The organism is Kitasatospora sp. NPDC056800, assembly GCF_042789775.1.
Classification (GTDB): Bacteria; Actinomycetota; Actinomycetes; order Streptomycetales; family Streptomycetaceae; genus Kitasatospora.
In genome coordinates this window covers 41,079-63,663 of record NZ_JBHUAL010000022.1, presented here as the reverse complement: position 1 = coordinate 63,663, position 22,585 = coordinate 41,079, and the positions used below count along the sequence as shown (strand labels likewise).

The following is a 22,585-nucleotide window of genomic DNA, read 5'->3' as shown; positions in this document are numbered from 1 at the left end:
GCCGGGCGCGCCGCCGCCCCGGAAGTCGCCTCCCGGGGCGGCGGCGTACGTCCGGGCCCTCAGCAGATCCGCGGCAGCTGCTCGCCCATCGGCAGGTCGACCACCCGGGTGCCGCCGAAGCCGGTCCGGGCGACGACCATCCCCGGGTGCTCCGCGACGCACTCGCCGATCACCACCGCCTCCGCGCCGAGCGGGTGGGCGCGCATGGCGGCGAGCACCGCGTCCGCGGAGAGGCGCGGGACGAAGGCGACCAGCCGGCCCTCGTTGGCGATGTACATCGGGTCGAGGCCCAGCACGGCGCAGGCGTTGGCCACCGGCTCCGGGACGGGGACGGCCCGTTCGCTGAGCACCACGCCCACCCCGGCCGCGACGGCGATCTCGTTGAGCGCCGCGGCCAGGCCGCCCCGGGTGGGGTCGCGCAGCACGTGCAGGTCGGCGGTGGCCGCGATCATCGCCTCGACCAGGCCGCCGAGCGCCGCGCTGTCGCTGCGCACCTCGACCCCGAACTCCAGGCCCTCCCGGACGCTCATGATCGCGACCCCGTGCAGCCCGATCGGCCCGCTGACGATCACCACGTCGCCGGGGCGGGCGCGCTGCGGCCTGATGTCGACCCCGGCCGGGACGAGCCCGATGCCGGCGGTGTTCAGGTAGATGCCGTCCCCGTGCCCGGACTCGACCACCTTGGTGTCCCCGGTGGCGATCTCGACCCCGGCGGTACGGGCGGCGGCGCCGAGCGCCCGGGCGACCCGGTCCACCACGGCCATCTCCACCCCCTCCTCCAGGATGAAGCCGCAGGACAGGTAGGCCGCCCGGGCCCCGCTCATGGCGAGGTCGTTGACCGTGCCGTTGACGGCGAGGTCGCCGATGCAGCCACCGGGGAAGAACAGCGGCCGCACCACGTAGGAGTCGGTGGAGAAGGCGAGCCGGGCGCCGCCCAGCTCCAGCACCGCGGAGTCGCCGAGCCCGGCGAGCACGGGGCCGCCGAAGGCCGGCGCGAACAGGTTCTCCACCAGTTCGGCGGACATCGCCCCGCCGCCGCCGTGGCCCATCACCACCCGGGGGTGGTCGCGCAGCGGCAGCGGGCAGCTCCAGCCGGAGAAGTCGGGCCGCTCGGTGCCCGGGTCCGTGCCCGGGTCGGCGCCGGGCCCGCTGAGCAGTTCGGTGTCAGCCAACGCGACCCGCCTCCTGAGGCTCCTGAAGCTCCCGACGTTCCTGCGGCTCCTGGGCCCGGACGGACGTCCCCGGTACGCCCAGCCGCCGGTACAGGTAGTACGCCGCGCACGCCCCCTCGCTGGACACCATCGTGGCGCCGAGCGGCGTGCGCGGTGTGCAGACGGTGCCGAAGGCCTCGCACTGGTGGGGCTTCAGCAGCCCCTGCAGCACCTCGCCGCTGCGGCAGGCGGCGGGTTCGCGGGTGGTGATCCCGCCGACGTCGAAGCGGTGCTCGGCGTCGTGGTCGCGGTAGCGCGGGGAGAGCCGCCACCCGCTGCGCGGGATCACGCCGATGCCCCGCCAGGGACGGTCGGCGACCTCGAAGACGTCCTCCAGCATGGCGCGGGCCGCCGGGTTGCCCTCGGGGCGGACGGCCCGCGGGTAGGCGTTGTCGACGGTGTGCTCGCCGCGCTCCAACTGCCGTACGGTGCGCCGGATGCCCTCCAGGATGTCCAGCGGCTCGAAGCCGGTGACGACGATCGGCACCCGGTGGCGTTCGGCCAGCGCCGGGTACTCGGCGGTGCCCATCACGCTGCACACGTGCCCGGCGGCGAGGAAGCCCTGGACCCGGCAGTCCGGCGAGTCCATGATCGCCTCGATCGCGGGCGGTACCCGGACGTGCGAGACCAGCATGCTGAAGTTGCGCAGCCGCTGCTTCCTGGCCAGGTGGACGGCCATGGCGTTCGGCGGGGCGGTGGTCTCGAAGCCGATGCCGAAGAAGACCACCTCCCGGTCCGGGTTCTCCCGGGCGATCCGCAGGGCGTCCAGCGGCGAGTACACCACCCGGACGTCGCCGCCCTCGCCGCGGACCCGGAACAGGTCCCGGTCGGTGCCGGGCACCCGCAGCATGTCGCCGAAGGAGCAGAAGACCACCCCCGGCCGGGCCGCGATCGCCAGTGCCCGGTCGATCGTCTCCAGCGGGGTGACGCACACCGGGCAGCCCGGCCCGTGGATCAACTCGACCTCCTCCGGCAGGAGTTGGTCGATGGCGTGCCGGATGATGCTGTGCGTCTGGCCGCCGCAGACCTCCATCAGCGCCCACGGCCGGGTGACCGTCGCCCTGATGTCGGCGAGCAGCCCGGCGGCCAGCTCGGGGTTGCGGAACTCCTCCAGGTACTTCACCGTCCGGCCTCCTCAGCCTCGGTCCCAGAGCCCGCCGCCGCCCCGGCGGCCTCCCAGGGATCGCCGAACTCCTCCTGCAACAGCCCGAGTTCCTCGAAGAGGGCGAGGGTGCGCCGGGCCGACTCCTCGTCCAGGCGCTGCAGCGCGAAGCCCACGTGGACGATCGCGTAGTCCCCCACCGCCAGGTCCGGCAGGTACTCCAGGCACACGTCCTTGACCACGCCGCCGAAGTCCATCACCGCCATCCTCGCCCCGTCCCGCTCCCCGATCTCCGTCACCCTGCCGGGCACAGCCAGACACATCCGCTCTCACTCCTCCCGGGTGGCCGTCGACCGGGCGGCCACCATCAGCTGGCCGAGCGCCAGACCACCGTCGTTGGGCGGCACCCGGCGGTGCCGCAGTACCGTGAATCCGTCCTCCCCGAGGCCGCTCGCGCAGGCCGAGGAGAGCAGTGCGTTGGCGAAGACCCCGCCGCTGAGCGCCACCGTGGTGATGCCGTACCGGTCCCGGACGGCCGCGCAGCTCCGCCGGACCAGGTCGGCCACCGCACGGTGGAAGCGGACGGCGACCAGGCCCGCGGGGGCGCCCGCGGTCACGTCGGCCACCACGGCGGCCAGCACCGGCCCAGGGTCGGCGGTCCAGCCGCCGGCCCGCGCCGACAGCCCGAACGCGTAGCCGTCGTCCACCCGCGCCGTCGGCCCGGCCCCGGGGCCGTCAGCGCGGCCGAACCCGCAGGCCGCCGCCTCCAGTTCGATCGCCGCCTGGGCCTCGTACCCGGCCCGGTGGCAGACCCCGGCGAGCGAGGACACCGCGTCGAACAGCCGCCCCATACTGGAGCTCGGCAGGCAGTTCAGTCGCCGCTCCAACTGCCGTTCCAGCAGGCCGAGTTCCGCCGCTCCGCAGGCCCGGACCGACGGCAGCTCCGGCAGCCAGGGCAGCCCGGCCGCGCGCAGGTGGGCGAGCGCCGTCCGGTACGGGCGCTCGACGGCCGCGTCCCCGCCCGGCAGCGGCACGTACCCGAGGTGGGCGAGGCGGCGGAACCCGTCGTAGTCGGCCAGCAGCACCTCGCCGCCCCAGACCGCGCCGTCCGCGCCGTAGCCGGTGCCGTCGAAGGCCACCCCGAGCACCGGGCGGCTGCCGTCCAGTCCGTGCTCGGCCATCACCGCGGCGATGTGGGCGTGGTGGTGCTGCACCCGGTGCACCGGCCGGCCGGCGGCGGTCCGCTCGGCGTGCCGGAGCGAGCGGTAGCCGGGGTGCCGGTCGGCGACCAGCAGTTCGGGCCGGACGCCGCTGACCGTGCCGAGCTGCTCGACCGCCCGGTCGAAGGCCCGCAGGGTGGCCAGGTCGTCCATGTCGCCGATGTGGCCGGACAGCCAGGCGTAACCGTCCCGGGCCAGCGCGAAGGTGTTCTTCAGGTCGCCGCCGACCGCCAGCGCCGGGCGCACGGGCACCGGCAGCGGGATCGGCAGCGGGGCGTACCCGCGCGAGCGGCGCAGCGGCAGCTGCTCGCCGTCCACCACCCGCACCACCGAGTCCTCGCAGGGCACGTGGATCGGCCGGTCGTGGCCGAGCCAGCCGTCGACCAGCGGGGCGAGCCGCTCCAGCGCCTCCCGGTCCTCGGTGACGATCGGCTCGCCGGAGAGGTTGGCGCTGGTCATCACCAGCAGGTCCGGCCCGGGGGCGGCGAGCAGCAGGTGGTGCAGCGGCGTGTACGGGAGCATCACTCCGAGGTCGGGGCTGCCCGGGGCCACGCCCTCGGGCACCGGCAGGCCGGTGCGGCGCAGCAGGACGATCGGCCGGACCGGCCCGGTGAGCAGTTCCCGCTCGACCGGGTCGACGGGCAGCAGGCCCTCGACGGTGGCGAGGTCGCGGGCCATCACGGCGAAGGGCTTGCGGCCGCGCCGCTTGCGCCGGCGCAGCAGGGCGACGGCCGCGGCGTCGCGCGCGTCGCAGGCGAGATGGTAGCCGCCGATGCCCTTGACGGCGAGGACCGCGCCGTCGGCCAGCAGCCGCCGGGCCTCCGCCAGGGCCTGCTCCCCGCCGAGGTCGGGGCGTCCGGGCACGGTCAGCGCGAGCCTGGGCCCGCAGGCGTGGCAGGCGACGGGTTGGGCGTGGAACCGGCGGTCGGCGGGGTCCGCGTACTCGCGGGCGCAGTCCGGGCACAGCGGGAAGCCGGCCATGGTGGTGTTGGCCCGGTCGTACGGCAGGCCGGTGACGATGGTGTGCCGGGGGCCGCAGTTGGTGCAGCTGATGAACGGGTGCCGGTGGCGGCGGTCGGCCGGGTCCGCGAGTTCGGCCAGGCAGTCGGCGCAGACGGCGGTGTCGGGCGGGATCAGGGTGGCGCGGGCGCCGTCGGGGCGGGAGGGGACGATGCGGAAGCCGGTGGCGCCGGTGGCGGCGAGCGGCGCGTGCTCCACCGCGTGCACCTGGGCGAGCGGCGGCGCGTCGCCGGCCACCCGCCGGCAGAAGGCGTCCAGCGCGTCCGGGCTGCCCTCGACCTCGACCAGGACGCCCTCGCCGGTGTTGGTGACGGTGCCGGCCAGTCCGAGTTCACCGGCCAGGGTGTGGACGAACGGCCGGAAGCCGACCCCCTGCACCAGGCCGCGGACGGCGACCCGCCGCCGCTCGCGGTCGAGCCCGGGGTGGGCGGCCGTCACGCGTGCTCCCCCACGGCGGTGTGGCCGTGGTCGTGGCCGTGGTCGTGATCCTGAGAGTGCCCATGGTCGTGGTCGTGAGAGTGCCCGTGGTCGTGCGGCGCCGCCGCGGCCATCACCGGCCGGTGCGGCCGCGCCCCGGCCAGGACGCCGAGCGCCCGGTCCAGCAGCGCCCCGACGCCCTCGCCCGTCCGGGCCGAGGTGTTCAGCACCTCCACCCCGGGGTTGACCCGCTGGACGTTGGCCAGGAACGCCGCCTCGTCGAACTCGGCCGCCGCCGCGAGGTCCGTCTTCGTCACCAGCACCAGGTTGGCCAGCCCGAAGGCCGTCGGGTACTTGAGCGGCTTGTCCTCGCCCTCGGTCACCGAGGCCAGCACCACCCGCAGCGTCTCGCCGAGGTCGTAGGAGGCCGGGCAGACCAGGTTGCCGACGTTCTCCACGAACAGCAGCCGGCAGTCGTCCGGCAGCCAGCCGTCCAGGTGCCCGGCGAGCATCCGCGCCTCCAGGTGGCAGAGCCCGTCGGTGAGCACCTGCTTCACCGGGGCGCCCGAGCGGGCCAGCCGGCGCGCGTCGTTCTCGGTGGCGAGGTCGGCGGTCAGCGCGGCGACGGGCACCCCGCGTCGCCGGGCGAGCCCCAACTCGGCCTCCAGCAGCGCGGTCTTGCCGCTGCCGGGGCTGGACAGCAGGTTCACCGCGACCGTCCCCCGCGCGGCCAGTGCCGCCCGCAGTCCGCGGGCGCTGTCGTCGTTGCGGGCGAGGACCGCCTGACGGAGGTCGACCGTGCGGCACATCGGCATCAGCCTTTCTGGTTCGGCCCGGATGTCAGCGTTCCCGGGCCCACTCGACGTCGAGGATCTGCAGCTCGCGGCCGGACAGCAGCTCCACGCCGCCACCGCCGGAGCAGCTCGGGCAGCCGAGGTCCGGCGGCATGCCGACCGCCCACTCGACCGCGCAGGGGGCGCAGCGGGCCCGGGCCGCGACGGACTCGGTGTCCAGCGCCGCGCCCGCCACCAGCGTTCCGGCGCAGGCGAGTTCGAAGCAGAAGTCGAGGGCCTCGGGCACCACGCCGGCCAGCTCGCCGACCCGCAGCCGCACCCGTGCCACCCCGGGGGCCCCGTGTTCGCGCGCGGCCATGTCCACCTGCTCGACGACGGCTTCGGCGATCGACATCTCGTGCATGGGTCCCTTCCCGGAGCGGGCGGCAACGCGCCCCATTACAGGGCGAGGTGGCGGCGGCGGCCCGCAGCCGCGCCGCCACCGTCCGCGGGGCTGCGCCGTTCGCAGCAGTGCGCGCCTCACATCCGGGAGATGCGCACGTACCGCTTGAGGTCCGGCAGGTTCTGCCAGACCAGTGCGCCGATCCCGGCCAGCAGGGCCGCGCAGAACAGTTTCCTCAGCATGGTGTTGTCTCCTTCTCCGGCTGCTTCTCCGGCTGCGTGGCCTCGTCCACGACCCGCAGGACCATTCGCACCGCCTCCGCCACGGCGGCGGCGACGGGCTCGCTGAGCCCGATGCCCTCCTCCAGCGAGGCCGGCTCGCAGCCGACCACCAGGACGCGTTCGGGCGGCTCGCCGCCGGTGCCGGCGGCGAGCGTGGCGAGCAGGGCCAGCACGGCGTCGGGCCCCATCCGGTGCCCGTCGAGGGCGGGCGGCTCCGGCGGCTGTTCGGCGGCCGCCTCGATCAGGTAGAGGGTGCCGGGCGCCCCGCCCCGGTGGACGGCGTCCACCAGGACGGCGGTGCGGTGGCCGTCGAGCAGCCGGTAGGCCAGGTCGACGCCGCGCACGCCGACGTCGACCACCTCGACGCCCGCCGGCAGCGGGTGGGCGGACAGCCGCCGTACGGTCTCGACCCCGAAGCCGTCGTCGCCGAGGAAGATGTTGCCCACCCCGGCGACCAGCACCGTGCGGTCCGTCATGGCCCCTCCACCGGAGCGGCTCCGTCCAGCGCAGCGCTCCCGTCCACCGGGGCGGTCCCGTCCAGCGGCGTGACCTCGTCGGGCTGGAAGTAGCGGAAGCGCCCCTGGGCCCGCCACAGGTCGGCCCCCGGGTCGTCCTCCACCGTGACGGCCAGGTGCACCGATCCGTCGAGGTCGTGCAGCACCGCCTCCACGATGCCGGTCCGCCCGTCCAGGAAGAGGTCCTGGGCGTCGGTGCGCCGCCGTCCGGGCCGCAGCAGCACCCGGCTGCCGGCGCCCACCTGGTGGCCGTCGACCAGCACCCGGTCCCGCTCCGGGTCGACCCCGGGGTCGTCGCCCGGGTCCCACCAGGGCTGCTCGGGACGGCCGAGGGCGGTGCTGCCGGTGGCCTCGCGCAGCCCGCGGATCGCGCCGTGCAGCCGGTCCAGCACCTCGGGCGGCATGGACTCGGCCAGGTCGATCACCGCGCCGGCCCGGTCGTCGGTGCCGCGGGCCTCGCGCTTCTCCTCCTCGGTCAGGGCCGCCGTCCGCAGCGCCAGGATCTCGTCGATCTCGGTGGCGTCGTACAGGGTGCCGAGGCTCTCCGGGGCGATCCGCGGGTGGTCCTCCAGGATGATCGGCGAGGACAGCACCACCCCGCGCTCGCCCTCCGGCCCGGCCAGCACCGGCCAGGTGCGCTCGTTGCGGCACCGCTCGACGGCCGGGCGGGCCCACTCGGGCGGGTCGGTGACGGACAGGAAGCGGCCGTGCTCCAGCCCGAGCAGCAGGTGCGCGGAGACCAGCGAGCGCGGCAGCGCCTGGTCGCGGGTGGCGTGCCGGGACGGCCGCCAGGCGGAGCTGTTCTCCACCTCCACGGTCAGCCGCTGCGCCCGGTACGGGCCGGGCAGCTCCTCGGCCCGCAGCCAGAGCAGCCCGTCGACCTGCTCGCGGCGCCGTATCACCCGGCCGACGACGGCGTCCCGCTCGTGCACCAGCCCGGTCTCGCCGACGCCCGGCAGCCGGAACGGCCGCTGCACCCCCTCACCGGCCAACTCCTCGACCGGTACCAGGAGTTCGATCCGCTCCTCGACGCCCTCGTCCCATTCGACGAGGTCCCGGTCGGCCAGCTCCAGCCGCTCCACGGACTCGAAACCGGCGGCGGTGGCCTGTTCGACGGTGCGCCGCTGGACCCGTAGGAAGCGCAGCTCGACCGCCAGCCGGTCCCCGTCGCGCGCCTCCATCAGGCACTCGGTGCGCTGGTGGGAGTGCTCGCCGCCCTGCGCGGTGTACTCGGGCGGCACCAGGACGCCGAACTGCCAGCGCAGCCGGTTCTTGGCCGCCGAGGCGCGGTACGGGTAGAGCACGTAGCCCTCCAACAGCACCGCGTCGGCGATCTGCCGGGCGGCCGCGAAGCCGCGTTCGATCCGCTCCGGGAGGCCGCTCACCGGGCCCCCTCCCCGATCGCCGCGGCCGTGAGCAGCTCGCGCACCGTCGCCTCCCAGGAGGGCAGGGCCCGCCGCGAGCGGTAGGCCAGCAGCTCGGCCATGGCGTCCTCCGGCAGCCGCAGCCAGCCGCTGCCGGGGAAGTGCCGGTCGATCGCCTCCCGCCAGACCCGCACCGGCATCCGCACCCGGGCCTCCCGGTCCCAGGGCACCGGGCTGACCTGGAAGCCGCCGGGGCCGGCGAAGGCGGTGCCGGAGAAGAGCAGCAGCAGCGGCACCTCGCCGCCGTCCAGTGCCCGGAAGTAGCGGGCCGAAGCGACGTCCTGGTCGTAGGTGCACGGCACCGCGAGGTCGATCTCGGTCCCGCCGGTGAAGCCGGGGACGAGCAGCGGCACGGTGGCGAACTGGATCGGGTTGAGCGTGGTCGCCCAGCGCTCCCGTCCGCCGAACAGGTCGGCCAGCCGCCCGCCCTCGGCCTCGCCGTACGGCCGGCGGACCGGTTCGATCCGCAGCTGGCACTGGAGGGCGAGGGCGTGCACCCGGGTGTCGGCCGGGGCCGTGATCCGCAGCCGGAAGACCAGGGTCGGCCCGGCCGCGTACGGGTCGGACCGCACGCCGGTGCAGGCGAAGCCGAGCGCCGTCACGCCGTCACCTCCGCGGGCAGCGGGCGGGCCCGGTCGGCCAGGCGCGCGAAGAACGCGTCGAGTTCGGCCCGCGCCTCGGCGCCGCCGTCGAAGCCGTGCCAGCACCGCCGCAGCCGGCCGACCAGCTCGTAGCAGATGTCGATCGGCACCAGGAAGCACGCCACGCGCTCCTCGGTGCGGCGCACCAGCAGCGCCTCCACGTCGGGTTCCAGGGCGGCGGCCAGCCGGCTGCCGCCGAGGGCGCGCTGCCAGGCCTGCTCGTCCAGTTCGCTCTCGGTGGCGCCGGCCGGGCCGGGGTAGAAGGCCAGCAGCTGGTCCATCACGGTGCTGCGGAACAGGAAGGCGGTGCCCACCGGGATGCCCAGCACCGACCAGGCCTGCTGGTCCAACTCCCTTTCCGGGTCGGCGAGGTAGCGGTCCGGCACGGTGCGGTAGCGGCCGCCGGCCGCGCCCGGCTGCTGGAACAGCAGGCCGCAGGCGGTGCAGGCGCAGGCCAGGGCGCGGTCCTCGACGTCCACCAGGTGGCGGTGGCCGCCGGGCAGGTCCCGGCCGCAGAACGCGCACTGCTCGGGGCGCGGCGGCGCCGGTTCGCGCAGCCGGTGCAGCAGGGCGGTCCCGTCGCGGGAGATCCGGCGGGTGTTCATCGCGCCTCCGCGGGCTGCGGCGGGCGGGTGCCGATCTGGAGCAGCTGCGGGGCGCGTTCCAGTTCCACGGCCGTCACCTCGGGCGCGTGGCAGGCGAGGACGGTTTGCGCCTCCTGTTCGCCGCAGCCGCAGCCGGTGGCCGTGCGGCGCAGCCGCAGGACGCCGGTGGCCGGGTCGAAGCCGGCCGCCTCGACCCGCTCGGGCAGGGCCGCGAGCGCCCGCTCGATCCGGGCGGGGAGGTCCTCGGGGTGCAGGTCGTGCAGGAGCAGCAGCCCGGCCACGACCGGGTCGTCCAGCATCCGGTCCAGGGCGGGCGGGGGCAGCGCCGGCACCAGCCGGGCCAGGCCCTGGCCGTAGAACTCCATGAGGTCGCGGACCAGTTGCTCGCCGGCCCGCTCGGCGTCGGCGCCGCTGTCGGCCAGCGCGTCCAGGGCCTGCTGGATCCGCAGCCCGGTCTGCTCGGCCGTCATGCGGTGAGCCCGCTCAGGCCGGTGGGCACGTGCATGGTCTGCACGGTGCGCCCGCCGCCGACGTACATGTGCACGCCGCAGGGCAGACAGGGGTCGAAGCTGCGGACCGCGCGCATGATGTCGATGCCCTTGAAGGTGTCCGGCGGGTTCTCCTCGAAGATCGGGGTGTTCTGCACCGCGTCCTCGTACGGGCCGGGCGTGCCGTAGCTGTCCCGGACGCTGGCGTTCCACGGGGTGGGCGGGTACGGGTGGTAGTTGGCGATCTTGCCGTCGCGGATCACCATGTGGTGCGAGAGCACGCCGCGCACGGCCTCGGTGAAGCCGCAGCCGATCGACTCGTCCGGCACCTCGAAGCGCTCCCAGGTCTGGCTGCGCCCGGCGCGGACCTCGTCGAGCGCCTTCTCGGCGAAGTGCAGGGCGGCGGCGGCCGCGTACGCCTGGAAGTAGGTGCGGGCGCGGTTGCGCTCGATGGCGTTGCTCCACTGCGGGATCTTCCACTCGAAGGTGACCTCGGGCTTGGTCATCGAGCGGGGCAGGTTGATCTGCACGCTGTGGCCGGTGGCCTTGACGTAGCCGATGTCGACCAGCCCGGACAGCGCGGTGGACCACAGCCGGGCGATCGGGCCGCCGCCGGTGTCGAGGGCGAGGTGGTCCTTGCCGTCGAACCAGCGCGGGGACATCACCCAGCTGTACTTGTCGTCGAAGTTCCGCTTCTGCGGCTGCGGGATGGTGTGCTGGTTCCAGGGGTGCCGGGGGTCGACGGGGTTGCCGAGCGGGTCGTGGGTGACGAACAGCTCTTTGCCCTGCCAGTCCTCGTAGTAGGAGCTGCCGAGCAGGATGCGGATGCCGAGGTTGATCTCGGTCAGGTCGTTGGTGACGAGCTTGCCGTCCACCACGACACCGGGGGTGACGAACATCCGCCGGCCCCAGTCCGTCATGTTGCGGTACGTGAAGTCGCAGTGGTCCGGGTCGTTGAGGCTGCCCCAGCACCCGAGCAGGACCCGGCGCCGGCCGACCTCCTCGTAGCCGGGCAGGGCCTGGTAGAAGAAGTCGAAGAGGTCGTCGTGCAGCGGCACGACCTTCTTCATGAACTCGACGTAGCGCATCAGCCGGGTCAGGTAGTCGGTGAACAGCTGCACCGTCGCGACGGTGCCGACGCCGCCCGGGTAGAGCGTGGAGGGGTGCACGTGGCGGCCCTCCATCAGGCAGAACATCTCCCGGGTGTACCGGCTGACCTGGAGCGCCTCGCGGTAGAACTCGCCCTCGATCGGGTTGAGCGAGCGCATGATGTCGGCGATCGTCTTGTAGCCGTGGTCGCCGGCGTGCGGGGCCTCGGTGCGCTCGGCGAGCTCCAGCACGCCGGGGTTGGTCTCGCGGACCATCCGCTCGCAGTAGTCGACCCCGACCAGGTTCTCCTGGAAGATGTTGTGGTCGAACATGTACTCGGCGGCCTCACCGAGGTTGATGATCCACTCCCCCAGGTGCGGGGGCTTCACCCCGTACGCCATGTTCTGCGTGTAGACGGAGCAGGTGGCGTGGTTGTCGCCGCAGATCCCGCAGATCCGGCTGGTGATGAAGTGGGCGTCGCGCGGGTCCTTGCCGCGCATGAAGACGCTGTAGCCGCGGAAGACCGAGGAGGTGCTGTAACACTCCGCGACCCGCTTCTGCTTGAAGTCGATCTTCGTGTGGATGCCCAGGCTGCCCACGATCCGGGTGATCGGGTCCCAGGACATCTCGGTCAGGCCGCTGCCGTCGCCGGCCGCCCTGGTGGTCGGTGTTGCCATCGTGTCTGTCGTGTCCTTGTCTCTGGGAGCGGGGCCTCGGCGAGCGGGGGCCGTGCGGATGGGGGGCGTGGGAGCGGGGTCTCCGCGGAGGGGATCCCGGCGGACGGGGCGGGGGAAGGCGGCGGCCGCACACCGGGCGGTGTGCGGCCCCGCGGCGTCACCAGGGCGGGCGGTAGCCCGTGGTCAGGCGGCTGCCGGTGCGGCGCCACTTGGGTTCCTTGTCGAGGGTGCTCTGGGTGATCGCGCGCAGCCTGCGGATCACCGAGCCGTACGCGCTGCTGGCGGCGGTGGAGACGTGCGAGCCGGGCGGCGGGTCCATGAAGGGCATGAACTTGTCCGGGAAGCCCGGCATGGTGCAGGCGATGCAGATGCCGCCCACGTTCGGGCAGCCGCCGATGCCGTTGGTCCAGCCGCGCTTGGTGACGTTGCACTTGACGACCGGGCCCCAGCAGCCGAGCCGGACGAGGCACTCGGGCGTGCCGTAGTCGGTGGCGAACTGCCCCTGCTCGTAGTAGCCGCCGCGGTCGCAGCCCTCGTGCACGGTGGCGCCGAACAGCCAGGCGGGCCGCAGCTTGTCGTCGAGCGGGATCATCGGCGCGGAGCCGGCCAGCTGGTACAGCAGGTAGGTGAGGGTCTCGGCGAAGTTGTCGGGCTGGATCGGGCAGCCGGGCACGCAGACGATCGGCAGTCCGGCCTTGGACTTCCAGTCCCAGCCCAGGTAGTCCGGCACGCCCATCGCGCCGGTCGGGTTGCCGGCCATCGCGTGGATGCCGCCGTACGTGGCACAGGTGCCGATCGCCACCACGGCGGTCGCCTTCGGGGCGAGCCGGTCCAGCCACTCGCTGGTGGTGATGGGCTGGCCGGTGGCGGGGTCGTCGCCGAAGCCGCACCAGTAGCCCTCCTTCTTGATCTTCTCGTTGGGGATGGACCCCTCGACGACCAGCACGAACGGCTCGATCTCGCCGCGCTCGGCCTTGAAGAACCACTCGACGAAGTTGTCCGCGCCCTGGACCGGGCCGCACTCGAAGTCGATCAGCGGCCAGTGCACGGCGACCTTGGGCAGGCCGGGCAGCGCGCCGGTGACGATCTCCTCGATGCTCGGCTGCATCGCGGCGGTCAGCGAGACGGAGTCGCCGTCGCAGCTGAGGCCCGCGTTGATCCAGAGGATGTGCACCGCGTCGGTGTCGGGCTTCGCGGCAGCCTCGGCCGTCCCGGCCGTCGAAGCGGTTGGAGCTGTTGCAGCACCCATGAGGATGCCTCCTCGGGGATGGGAGCCGGAGGGAATGGCTCGAAGCCAGTCTTAGCAACGGTCCGGGCCGGGCGCCGGTCCGCGCGGCGGGAGCCGGCGCCCGGGGAGGCAAGCCCGGCGGGGCCGTTCGGGTCACGCTCGCGCGGCGGGCCCCGTCGGCACCGGGCGCTTGTGGACGAACGCGGAACGCAGCGCGTGATACGGCGATTCGGGTGTGAAGAACTGCCGGTGCATCACCGCGAGCTCCTCCTCCCGGTACGCGTCGAGCGGCTTCGTCCGCTCGTCGGCCTCGCGCGCGGCCTTCTTCGCCGCGATCCGCTGCTGGGCGGTGGGCGAGGCGGCGAGCAGCCCGGCCAGGTGGGCCGCGGACGGCCCGAACTCCTCGGGCCCGCAGGCCAGCACCCGGTCGACCAGGCCGATACGCTCGGCCGTCGCCGCGGAGACCGGGAGCGCCTGGCGGGTCAGCCGCTCGGCCGCCGCCGCGCCGACCCTGCGCGGCAGGGTGTACGTCCAGTACTCCGAGCCGTGCAGCCCCATCAGCCGGTAGTGGGGGTTGAGGACGGAGCCGGCGCGGCACCACACCTCGTCCGCCGCCAGGGCCAGCATCACCCCGCCGGCCGCCGCGTTGCCGCCGACGGCGGCGACCACCAGCCGGTCGGTGGTGGTGAGCACCGCGTCGACCAGCTCGTCCATCGCGGTGATGTTGTCCCAGGACTCGACGGCCGGGTCCGGCGCGGCCTCGATCACGTTGAGGTGGATGCCGTTGGAGAAGAAGTCCCGGCCGCCGCCGAGCACCAGCACCGAGGTCGGACGGGCCGCGGCGAAACGGTACGCGGCCAGCAGCCGGCGGCAGTGGCCGGTGGACATCGCGCCGCCCGGGAAGGAGAAGCGCAGGAAGCCCACCGGGCCGTCCTCGCGGTAGCGCAGGTCCGACCAGACCGGGCCGTCCCCCTCCCCCGGCATCAGCGGCGCCGCCACCTCCGGCAGCGCCGGCAGCAGCCCGCCGAGGGCCGTGGCCGCCGGGAGCTTGACGCCCGCCGGGCCGCCGGGGGTGCGGCGGCGGAGCTCGGGGATCCAGACCGCGCCGTCCGAGGTGGCCCGGCAGACGGCGCCGGCCCGGGTGGCGATCAGCTCGCCCGGGCGGCCGCGCAGCACCGGCTCGCGGTGCCCGCCGTGCAGGTACCAGGCGCCGCCGCACAGCTCGTCGAGCACCCCGGGGCGCGAGTCCGCCGCGCGGAGCCTGCGCAGCACCGCCTCGGTGGGGTCGGCCGCCCAGTCGATCCGGCGCTCCTCCTGGCGCAGCGCGGGCCGGGTCCGTACGGTGCCGCTCCAGCCGGGGCCGGACTGCGGCTCCGGCGCGTACCCGCCGGAGGCGAAGCGTTCGACGGCGAGCAGCGCGGCCGCCACCGCCGCGTCGGCGACCTCGTTGCGGTACAGGTCGCTCTTGCCGTACCCGGGCAGCCGGCAGGGCGCCCAGGCCCAGACCGGCCCGGCGTCCAGCTCCGCCTCGGCCTGCAGCACCGTGACGCCCCAGTCGGTGCGGCCCTCCTGGACGGCCCGGTCGAGGGAGGACGGGCCGCGGTCGCCCGGCGGGCCGGGGTGGACGACCAGGCAGGTGAGCTGTGACCAGAGCTCGCGCGGGATCGCCGTGCGCAGCATCGGCGCGAGCACCAGGTCGGGTTTCAGGCGGTGCACCGCGTCGAGCAACTCCTCGTCGTCACCGGCCAGTTGGACGTCCACGGTGTGGAGCCGGTCGCGCAGTTCGGCGTGCAGCCGCTGGCTGAGGCTGTTGAACGCGCTGGCGAGGAGAAGAATCCGCATGTACGACTCCGACGGGGTGGGGTTCCGGGAACCCGGCGATCATCGCTTCCGCCCCCGTGACGCCCCGTCCCGTCCGGTATGTCGCGCCGCGCGTTCACCCGAGCGGCCGGAGCCGGGCGGCGGGGCCGAGCGGGTAGCATGTAAGGCATGAATCCGAACCGTGACCCTTACGAGATCCGTCCCGGCGTGCCCACCGTCGAGGTCTTCCGCCGTCTGCGCACCGACGCCGGCCTCTCCGACAAGGCCCCCGAGGCGGTCGCGCTCGCCCTCCCCAACACCTGGTACGGCGTGGTCCTCCACCACGAGGGCGAGCCCGTCGGCATGGGGCGGATCATCGGCGACGGCGGCACCGCGTTCCAGGTCACCGACATCTGCGTCCACCCCGCGCACCAGGGCCACGGCCTCGGCAAGCGCATCATGGCCGCCCTCACCGGGGAACTGGAGCGCCGGGCACCCGCCACCGCGTACGTCTCGCTGATCGCGGACGGCCCCGCGCGCTTCCTCTACGAGAAGTTCGGCTTCGCGGACACCGCCGCCCACGACTCGATCGGCATGTACCGCCTGATGGGCGGGCGCTGACGGCCCGACGGCCCGGACTGTCGGTGGCGCGGTGTGTACTGGTGCCCGACCCGCCGCCCGCCCGCACGACCCCGGAGGCACCCCGATGGCCCGACTCCACGTCCGTTCCGGCCTCGACCCCGACGAGCCGGACACCCCGGCGGCCGCCCTGGTCGTCGACCCCGACGGCACCCCGGGGGAACAGGCCCTGGAGCGCCTCGGCGGGCACTGCTACGAGGGCGACGAGGTCCTCTACCTGGTGCAGACCGACGGCTGGGCCGAACACAGCTACGACGGGGGCCTGCTGACCGTCGCCGTCGCCGTCCACCCGGCCGTCCTGGAACGGGCGGAGATCGACCCGGCCGGCTTCCCGCTCCGCTCGGCCGCCGACCCGACGGCCGTCCTCGTGCTGCGCGCCGAGACCGCCGTCGCCCCGGACGTGGCCGAGCGGCTCGCCGAAGGCGCCGCCGTCCTCCTCGGCCCGCCGGACGCCCCGCTCGACGACCTCCTCGGCCCCGACGGCGACTGGCCGATCATCCTCGCGGGGCCCCCGCAGCCGTAGGCGGCCGCTTCGGCCGTCCGCCGGGCCGGTTTCATCCGGCCCGGAGACGGCGGAGGGCGCGCCTACGCCCTGCGGCGGCGCAGCAGAAAGGGCCCTCCGGTGGCGACCGGCGGGCCCTTCTCCCGCACCGAAGCGTGGGCTCGTCACTCGGTGTCGGTGGCCACCGGGACCTCGTCCTCCCGGATGATGATGTGCTCCTCGCCCTCGATCGTGATCTCGGTGCCCGCGTACGAGCCGGACGGCTTCGCCTTGCTGTCCTCGGCCATGTCTCCTCCTTCCGGTCGACACGGTGTCGACCCGCGCCGATCCTGCCATGACCAACCGTCACCGGGCTATCGCCCTCGGTGGACCAGGGCTGCCCTGTCGAGGCCAACCTGTCGATGGCATCGGCGACTTGATGTCATTTCAGAATTTCGGACGCGTTGCCGCCGACGCTCCCCGGCCCGCGGCCCGTCGGACACCTCCGACGGACCACGGGCCGGACGGGTCCGGACTTCGTCACACCGAGGTCAGGGTCAGGTCGGCGGGGCCACTGGCTCCGGTGATGGTGCCGCCCCCGACCGGGCACAGTTCGGGGTTGGTCCCGGTGATGTCGGCGGCCTCCGTGGCCTTCACGGCGGCATCGCCCAGGTAGCGGCCGGCGGTGACGGTGCCGGTGAAGGTGGCGGCGCCGCCGGTGTCCTCCACGGAGGCCCAGTGCACGGTGCTCGTGGTCTGGTCGCTCCAGGTGATGGTCTCGTCGAACGGGGTGAGGGTGTGGAGCACGTTGAGGCAGGTCTCGCCGGGCTCGCTGTTGGTGACCGAGCTCGACCCGGGGAGGCCGGTCACGCACGTCGCGTAGGAGTTCTGGGTCGCGATGGTGACGTTCTGCGGCTGGTTGGTCAGCGCGGGGGTGAACTCGTCGGTGAACGTGCCGGTGCACTGCACGTCCACCACCCCCTGGGCACGGGCCGGCGCGCTCGCCGGGACGAGGAGGAGCCCGCCGGCCAGCGCCACGGCCCCGGCCGTGGCGGCCAGGCGGGAGAACACGACTCGGGACGGAACAGCGTTCATGCGAACCTCCGACGAGGGAACCCCGAACTGCTTTGCACACTGACGGTGCCACGGAGCGCCTCCGCCCGGGAGGCGTGCGAGGACGGCGTGACGGATCGCGGCGGCCGCCCGGACCCGTCCGCGCCCCGGCGGGCACAGCGGACGGGCCGGGCACACCGCGCCGGACCCTGCCCGTCGGCGGGCCCTACGCCCCGTCCGGGGTGCCGAGGAGGTCGGTGACCAGGTGGCGGGCGTAGGCGGGGGTGAGGCCGGAGGGGCGGAAGAGGATGCGGTACATCAGGGGGGCGACGAGGCGGTCCATGGCGGTCTCGACCTCGGGGGTGTCCTCGCCGCGGGCGCGGGCCCGGGCGAGGACGAGGCCGAGCTGGTCGGCGGCGTAGGCCGAGCACTGGCCGGCGTTGCCGCCGTCCGGGTCGCCGAGGAGGGCGTCGCGGACGTAGGCGCGGCCGGAGGCGGAGGCCATCTCGTCGAGGAACTGTTCGGCCCAGGCGGTGAGGTCGGCGCGCAGGCCGCCGTGGTCCTCCGGTTCGGTGTCCGGGCGCAGCCGCTCCACCGCGACGTCCGACAGCAGCTCGGCGAGGTCGCCCCAGCGGCGGTAGACCGTGGACGGGGTGACACCGGCCCGCTGGGCGACCATCGGCACGGTGAGCGCCTCGCGGCCCACCTCCGCGAGCAGCTCGCGGACCGCGGTGTGCACCGCCTCCTGGACGCGGGCGCTGCGCCCGCCCGGGCGGGCCATCTGGCGAGGACTCATACCGCCATCTTAAAGCGTCGCCTTTGCGTTAAGGCGGGCCGGGCCCGGTCAGACCACCGGCGCGAGCGCCCGCGCGGGCTGCGTGCGCTCGTAGGCGTGGCCCACCCGCAGCAGCGTGCGCTCGTCGAAGGGCCGCCCGAGCAGTTGCAGGCCGATCGGCAGGCCCGCCGCGTCGTGGCCGGCCGGGACGGTCAGGGCGGGCACGCCGGTGACGTTGGCCGGGGCGCAGAGCCGGACGTAGGCGTCGGCGACGCCCTCGGAGGTGCCGTCCGGCCAGGTGACCGTCTCCTGACCGGCCCGGACCGCCGTGGTCGGCACCGTCGGAGCGGCGATCACGTCGACCTCCTCCAGGACCCGTGCCCACGCGTCGCGGATCAGCGTCCGGGCGCGCTGGGCGCGCAGGTGGTCGCCCGCGTCGATCAGCTCGCCGGCCTCCAGCAGGACCCGGACGTCCGCCTGGTACAGCTCGGGGACGGTGCGCAGGGTGCGGGCGTGGTAGGCGGAGGCCTCCGGCGCCACCAGGCCCCACAGGGTGGGCAGGAGGTAGCGGGCCAGCGGGACCTCCACCTCGACGGGCCGGGCACCGAGCGCCTCCAGCCGCGCGACGGCGTGGCGGACGGCGGCCGCCACCTCCGGGTCGACGTGGTCGACGTAGTGGTTGACCGGCACGCCGACCCGCACGCCCGTCAGGTCCGGCTCCCGCTCCGGCCGGTAGTCGACGGCGGGGGCGGCCACCGAGGCGGGGTCGCGCGGGTCGTGCCCGGCGAGGGCGGCCAGGACCAGCGCCGCGTCCTCCACGGTGCGGGTGATCGGGCCGACGTGGTCGAGCGACCAGGACAGCGGGGTGACGCCGTGGCGGGGCACCAGCCCGTAGGTCGGCTTGAGGCCGACCACCCCGTTCAGCGCGGCGGGCACCCGGATCGAGCCGCCGGTGTCGGTACCGAGGGCGAAGGTCGCCGCCCCGGCGGCCACCGCGACGGCGGACCCGCCGCTGGAGCCTCCGGCGACCCGCTCGCGGTCCCAGGCGTTGGCGGTCTGCGGGGTGGTCAGGCCGTAGGCGAACTCGTGGGTGTGGGTCTTGCCGGCCAGGACCGCGCCGGCGGCCCGCAGCCGGGCGGCGACGGTGCTGTCGGCGGCCGCGCGGTGGCCGTCCCGGACCCGGGAGCTCGCGGTGGTGGGCGATCCGGCGACGTCGATCAGGTCCTTGAGCCCGACCGGGACGCCGTGCAGCGGCCCCCGGTACCGGCCCCGGGCGATCTCCCGCTCGGCCTCGCGCGCCGCGTCCCGGGCCTGTTCGGCGGCGACGGCGACGTACGCGCCGAGGTGCGGCTCGACCCGGTCGATGCGGCCGAGGACGGAGTCGACCAGCTCGACGGGGGACAGCCGCCGCTCCCGGATCCGCGCCGAGGCGGCGGCGATGGTCAGCTCATACGGCTGCATCGGCGCGCCCCCCTTCCGCACGGAAGGCGGCGGCGGGCGGGGTGTCCCCGAGGTCCAGCTCCCGCAGGACGGCGACGACGGACCGGATGTGCCCGGCGGTGGCCGCCACCGCGGCGTGCCGGTCGGCCGGCAGGTCGAGCCCGGCCCCGGCGGCCCGGCGGGCCGCCTCGGGCGGGGTGAGCTCCGCATTGGACATGGATGCGCTCCTGATCGTGGGCGTGGCGGGGGTGGTGCGGGGCACCACGAGGCATCCCCGCCAAAAGCTAAGGGTTTGCGTTAGCGAGACTGTAGGTTCTATGGTCGCGTTAACGCAAACGAATGGCTTTTGCAGCGGAGGAACCGCCCCATGCCGAACACCCCTACCCCCTCCTGGACGGTCGGCGACCTCACCGTCCACCGCGTCGACGAAGTCCCGCTGCCGCCCGCCACCGGGCCGTGGCTGCTGCCCGACGCCACCCCCGAACTGGTGGCCGGCCAGGACTGGCTGCGCCCCGACTTCGCCGACGCCGACGGCGTGCTGCGCCTGGACAGCCACAGCTTCGCCGTCGTCGTGGACGGGCTGCGCGTCCTCGTCGACACCGGCATCGGCAACGGCAAGCAGCGGGCCAACCCGGCCTGGCACGACCTGCGCACCGACTACCCCGAGCGCCTGGCCGCCGCCGGCTTCCCGCCGGACTCCGTCGACCTGGTGGTCCTCACCCACCTGCACGCCGACCACGTCGGCTGGAACACCCGGCAGGTGGACGGCGCGTGGGAGCCCACCTTCCCCGGCGCGCGCTACCTCACCACCCGCGCCGAGCGGGAGTTCTGGGCCGGGTACCCCATGGACGAGGCGCGCGCCCAGCTGTTCCGCGACTCGGTGCTCCCGGTCGAGCGGGCCGGCCTGCTGGACCTGGTCGACGTCCCGGCCGAGGGCCTGCGGATCGTCCCCGGCCTGCGCCTGCTCCCCACCCCCGGCCACACCCCGGGGCACGTCGCCGTCGAACTGACCAGCCGGGGCCGGACGGCGCTGATCACCGGCGACTGCCTCCACCACCCCGTGCAGCTCGCCCACCCCGCCATCGGCGCCTGCGTCGACATCGACCCCCGGCGGTCCGCCGCCACCCGCCGGGAACTGCTCGCCTCCCTCGCCGGTACCGACACCCTGCTGCTCGGCACCCACTTCGCCCCGCCCACCGCCGGCCATGTCCTCGCCGACGGGGAGGCCTACCGGCTGCGGCCCGTACCCCCGACGGCCGGGGAGAGCGGCCCGCCCGTCGGCGCCGACGGAGCGCGGTGAGTGCGCACCGGGCGGGGCCGCCGAGCCGGCGCGCCGTCGGTTCGCCTCCGCTCGACCCCCTGACCGTCAAGTCGGCCCATCCGAGCGCCGGTCCGATCGTCTGATGAACCGTAGGCTCGACGGCACCCGCTTCGCCGAACCGGGATCGGTGCCCGCCCTCCCGGGGGCGGGCGGGACGATTGAGACGGCAGGAGGAGTTGAGGACGCTGGAAGCGTTCGTCGAGCCCTTCGGGCAAGGATGGGTCCACTTCACCGACTTCGCCATCGCCCTGGTCCTGGCCAGCGCGATCGGCCTGGAACGGGAGATCAGACAGAAGGCCGCCGGACTGCGCACGTACACCGTCGTCGGTCTCGGGGCCGCGCTCTTCACCCTGGTGAGCAAGTACGGCTTCAGCGACGTGGTCCAGTCCGGCGTGGTCACCCTGGACCCGTCCAGGATGGCCGCCCAGATCGTCTCCGGACTCGGCTTCATCGGCGCCGGGGTGATCTTCGTCCAGCGCGGCTCGATCCGGGGGCTGACCACGGCCGCCACCGTCTGGCTGACCGCCGCGATCGGCACGGCGGCCGCCGCCGGACTGCCGCTGCTCGCCACCGCGGCCACCGCCGCCTACTTCTTCGTCGGCTACGTGCTGCGGCCGCTCACCCACCGGCTGCCGAGGCTGCGCACCCGCCCGGTCAGCTGCCACGTCACCTACACCAAGGGCAACGGCCTGCTGCGGCTGCTGCTCGCCCGGATCACCGCCGCGGGGTTCGCCGTGGCCGAACTGGCGACCGTGGACCGGGCCGGGCCGCCCGACGAGGGCGGCGGCGGGGTCGACGAGCGGATCGCGGAGGTGCACCTCACCGTGCACGGCCGCGGGGACCTGTCCGCCCTCACCGCCGAACTGGCCCGCCTCCCGGGCGTCCTGACCTGCGCGGTCAGCCACGCCGAGGACTGAGGCCGGCTCAGTCCGCCGACCCGGCCGGCACCGCCGGCGCCACCGGGGGCGTCCGGACGGCGAGCAGGGCGGTGTCGTCCGTCAGCCGGCCGCCGGTGTGCCGGAGGACCTCGGCCGCCACCTCGTCGACCAGGCGCCCGGGGTCGACCGCCCCGGGCCGGGCGGCCAGGCGCTCCAGGTGGTCGCGCAGGGCGAAGAAGGCGCCCGTCCGGTCGCGGGCCTCGGTCACCCCGTCCGAGACGATCAGGACCGTCTCCTCCGGGCCCAGGCTCAGCCGCCGGACCTCCGGCAGCCCGCCGGCCAGCTGGGCCAGCCCGAGCGGTGCGCCGTTGCCCGGCGGCAGCTGGCGCACCCCCGCGGGCCCGAGGACGTGGGGGCTGTCGTGGCCGAAGTTGACCACCTCCACCTCCCCCGGCGCGTCGGCCGGGAACCAGACGACCACCGCCGTGGCGAACCGCTCCTCCTGCTCCCCCAGCCGCTCCGCCAGCAGGTTCTGCCGGTGCAGCCGCTCCTCCAGCCAGGACGCGACGGTGGCCAGGTCGGCCTCGTGGAAGGCGGCCTCCCGGAAACAGCCGACCAGGGCCGCCGCCGCGGAGACGGCCGGCAGGCCCTTGCCCTGGACGTCGCCGAGGATGACCCGCGCCCCGAACGGGGTGGCCAGCACGTCGTAGAAGTCGCCGCCGACCCGGGCCTCGACGTCCGCGGCCAGGTAGCGCGCCGCCGAGTCCACCCCGCCCCAGCCCGGCGGCACCGGGCGCAGCACCACCTGCCGGGTGGTCTCGGCCGTGCCCTGGAGGTGGTGGACGTAGGCGGCGGCCCGGGCGCGGAAGATGCTGATCGGCACCGAGACGGCGGCCCCCGCGATCACCAGCAGGAAGTCCTCGATCCCCTGGGACTTGCTCCAGATGCTGTCCAGGGCCGGGTAGGCGACGACGGCGAGGAGGGCGAACAGCGTGGTGGGCGCCGGCCCCCCGATCCCCGCGGGCCCCCCCCGGGCCAAACCCCGCCACCAGTCCAGGCTGTTTTAAAAAAAAACCAACCCCCCCGACACATAAACAAATGGGA

Annotated in this window: 25 protein-coding genes; 4 read left to right on the top strand and 21 right to left on the bottom strand. The window is 74.8% G+C overall.

The window, feature by feature from the left end:
- Window positions 1–59: 59 nt before the first annotated feature.
- The 15 genes from hypE to ACFRQN_RS07880 form a co-directional block, all read right to left on the bottom strand.
- Window positions 60–1,157, bottom strand: a complete 1,098-nt coding sequence (gene hypE / locus ACFRQN_RS07950) for a hydrogenase expression/formation protein HypE (RefSeq protein ID WP_380739103.1) — start codon at window positions 1,155–1,157, stop codon at window positions 60–62.
- A 7-nt stretch (window positions 1,158–1,164) separates the two neighbouring features.
- Window positions 1,165–2,334: a hydrogenase formation protein HypD gene (gene hypD, locus ACFRQN_RS07945; protein WP_380739095.1), complete on the bottom strand. Its 1,170-nt coding sequence runs from the start codon at window positions 2,332–2,334 to the stop codon at window positions 1,165–1,167.
- A complete protein-coding gene (locus tag ACFRQN_RS07940) occupies window positions 2,331–2,636 on the bottom strand; it encodes a HypC/HybG/HupF family hydrogenase formation chaperone (RefSeq protein WP_074002677.1) in 306 nt (101 codons plus the stop codon). Before ACFRQN_RS07940 ends, hypD begins: the two co-directional genes overlap by 4 nt.
- A gap of 6 nt (window positions 2,637–2,642) precedes the next feature.
- The gene (gene hypF, locus ACFRQN_RS07935) at window positions 2,643–4,991 is read right to left on the bottom strand and encodes a carbamoyltransferase HypF (RefSeq protein ID WP_380739093.1); all 2,349 of its coding nucleotides are present in this window, start codon (window positions 4,989–4,991) and stop codon (window positions 2,643–2,645) included.
- Window positions 4,988–5,779: a hydrogenase nickel incorporation protein HypB gene (gene hypB, locus ACFRQN_RS07930; RefSeq protein ID WP_380739091.1), complete on the bottom strand. Its 792-nt coding sequence runs from the start codon at window positions 5,777–5,779 to the stop codon at window positions 4,988–4,990. The genes hypF and hypB overlap by 4 nt, the downstream gene beginning before the upstream one ends.
- Before the next feature lie 31 nt (window positions 5,780–5,810).
- Window positions 5,811–6,167, bottom strand: coding sequence for a hydrogenase maturation nickel metallochaperone HypA (gene hypA / locus ACFRQN_RS07925; protein WP_380739089.1), 357 nt, complete (start codon window positions 6,165–6,167; stop codon window positions 5,811–5,813).
- Window positions 6,168–6,283: 116 nt separating this feature from the next.
- Entirely contained in the window at window positions 6,284–6,388 is a 105-nt protein-coding gene (locus ACFRQN_RS07920; RefSeq protein WP_375873132.1) for a DUF6893 family small protein, read from the bottom strand.
- Window positions 6,382–6,903 (bottom strand): hydrogenase maturation protease, encoded by a 522-nt coding sequence (locus ACFRQN_RS07915; RefSeq protein ID WP_074002680.1) that lies wholly within the window; start codon window positions 6,901–6,903, stop codon window positions 6,382–6,384. The genes ACFRQN_RS07920 and ACFRQN_RS07915 overlap by 7 nt, the downstream gene beginning before the upstream one ends.
- Entirely contained in the window at window positions 6,900–8,327 is a 1,428-nt protein-coding gene (locus ACFRQN_RS07910; RefSeq protein WP_380739086.1) for a hypothetical protein, read from the bottom strand. The genes ACFRQN_RS07915 and ACFRQN_RS07910 overlap by 4 nt, the downstream gene beginning before the upstream one ends.
- Window positions 8,324–8,968, bottom strand: a complete 645-nt coding sequence (locus tag ACFRQN_RS07905; RefSeq protein ID WP_074002682.1) for a DUF6084 family protein — start codon at window positions 8,966–8,968, stop codon at window positions 8,324–8,326. The genes ACFRQN_RS07910 and ACFRQN_RS07905 overlap by 4 nt, the downstream gene beginning before the upstream one ends.
- Entirely contained in the window at window positions 8,965–9,612 is a 648-nt protein-coding gene (locus ACFRQN_RS07900; RefSeq protein WP_234348427.1) for a DUF5947 family protein, read from the bottom strand. Before ACFRQN_RS07900 ends, ACFRQN_RS07905 begins: the two co-directional genes overlap by 4 nt.
- Window positions 9,609–10,082, bottom strand: a complete 474-nt coding sequence (locus ACFRQN_RS07895) for a thioredoxin (protein WP_380739083.1) — start codon at window positions 10,080–10,082, stop codon at window positions 9,609–9,611. The genes ACFRQN_RS07900 and ACFRQN_RS07895 overlap by 4 nt, the downstream gene beginning before the upstream one ends.
- Window positions 10,079–11,866, bottom strand: coding sequence for a nickel-dependent hydrogenase large subunit (locus ACFRQN_RS07890; RefSeq protein WP_049652594.1), 1,788 nt, complete (start codon window positions 11,864–11,866; stop codon window positions 10,079–10,081). Before ACFRQN_RS07890 ends, ACFRQN_RS07895 begins: the two co-directional genes overlap by 4 nt.
- Before the next feature lie 157 nt (window positions 11,867–12,023).
- Window positions 12,024–13,115: a hydrogenase expression protein HypE gene (locus ACFRQN_RS07885; protein ID WP_380739081.1), complete on the bottom strand. Its 1,092-nt coding sequence runs from the start codon at window positions 13,113–13,115 to the stop codon at window positions 12,024–12,026.
- A 132-nt stretch (window positions 13,116–13,247) separates the two neighbouring features.
- Window positions 13,248–14,936, bottom strand: a complete 1,689-nt coding sequence (locus tag ACFRQN_RS07880) for an enoyl-CoA hydratase-related protein (RefSeq protein WP_074002683.1) — start codon at window positions 14,934–14,936, stop codon at window positions 13,248–13,250.
- A 147-nt stretch (window positions 14,937–15,083) separates the two neighbouring features.
- On the opposite strand from ACFRQN_RS07880, the gene ACFRQN_RS07875 reads away from it, so the two are divergent.
- Both ACFRQN_RS07875 and ACFRQN_RS07870 read left to right on the top strand, forming a co-directional pair.
- Window positions 15,084–15,515, top strand: coding sequence for a GNAT family N-acetyltransferase (locus tag ACFRQN_RS07875; protein WP_380739079.1), 432 nt, complete (start codon window positions 15,084–15,086; stop codon window positions 15,513–15,515).
- 85 nt (window positions 15,516–15,600) lie between these two features.
- Window positions 15,601–16,056 carry a hypothetical protein gene (locus ACFRQN_RS07870; protein ID WP_375873125.1) on the top strand — a complete coding sequence of 152 codons (456 nt, stop codon included), beginning with the start codon at window positions 15,601–15,603 and terminating at the stop codon, window positions 16,054–16,056.
- 143 nt (window positions 16,057–16,199) lie between these two features.
- Here ACFRQN_RS07870 and ACFRQN_RS07865 read toward each other — a convergent pair whose 3' ends face one another.
- From ACFRQN_RS07865 to ACFRQN_RS07845, 5 genes are all read right to left on the bottom strand, one after another.
- Window positions 16,200–16,322 carry a hypothetical protein gene (locus ACFRQN_RS07865; RefSeq protein WP_380739077.1) on the bottom strand — a complete coding sequence of 41 codons (123 nt, stop codon included), beginning with the start codon at window positions 16,320–16,322 and terminating at the stop codon, window positions 16,200–16,202.
- Window positions 16,323–16,554: 232 nt separating this feature from the next.
- Window positions 16,555–17,109 (bottom strand): hypothetical protein, encoded by a 555-nt coding sequence (locus ACFRQN_RS07860; RefSeq protein ID WP_380739075.1) that lies wholly within the window; start codon window positions 17,107–17,109, stop codon window positions 16,555–16,557.
- Window positions 17,110–17,293: 184 nt separating this feature from the next.
- Window positions 17,294–17,863, bottom strand: coding sequence for a TetR/AcrR family transcriptional regulator (locus tag ACFRQN_RS07855; protein WP_380739073.1), 570 nt, complete (start codon window positions 17,861–17,863; stop codon window positions 17,294–17,296).
- Window positions 17,864–17,911: 48 nt separating this feature from the next.
- Window positions 17,912–19,303 carry an amidase gene (locus tag ACFRQN_RS07850; protein WP_380739071.1) on the bottom strand — a complete coding sequence of 464 codons (1,392 nt, stop codon included), beginning with the start codon at window positions 19,301–19,303 and terminating at the stop codon, window positions 17,912–17,914.
- On the bottom strand, window positions 19,290–19,499 hold the full coding sequence (locus ACFRQN_RS07845; RefSeq protein ID WP_380739069.1) for a hypothetical protein: 210 nt from the start codon (window positions 19,497–19,499) through the stop codon (window positions 19,290–19,292). The genes ACFRQN_RS07850 and ACFRQN_RS07845 overlap by 14 nt, the downstream gene beginning before the upstream one ends.
- A 150-nt stretch (window positions 19,500–19,649) precedes the next feature.
- Here ACFRQN_RS07845 and ACFRQN_RS07840 point away from each other — a divergent pair, with 150 nt between their 5' ends.
- Both ACFRQN_RS07840 and ACFRQN_RS07835 read left to right on the top strand, forming a co-directional pair.
- Complete coding sequence (locus tag ACFRQN_RS07840) at window positions 19,650–20,582, top strand: MBL fold metallo-hydrolase (RefSeq protein ID WP_380739067.1); 933 nt, start codon at window positions 19,650–19,652, stop codon at window positions 20,580–20,582.
- A 197-nt stretch (window positions 20,583–20,779) separates the two neighbouring features.
- Window positions 20,780–21,520, top strand: coding sequence for an MgtC/SapB family protein (locus ACFRQN_RS07835; protein ID WP_380739065.1), 741 nt, complete (start codon window positions 20,780–20,782; stop codon window positions 21,518–21,520).
- 7 nt (window positions 21,521–21,527) lie between these two features.
- Here ACFRQN_RS07835 and ACFRQN_RS07830 read toward each other — a convergent pair whose 3' ends face one another.
- Entirely contained in the window at window positions 21,528–22,520 is a 993-nt protein-coding gene (locus tag ACFRQN_RS07830) for a PP2C family protein-serine/threonine phosphatase (protein WP_380739063.1), read from the bottom strand.
- Between the last annotated feature and the right edge of the window lie 65 nt (window positions 22,521–22,585).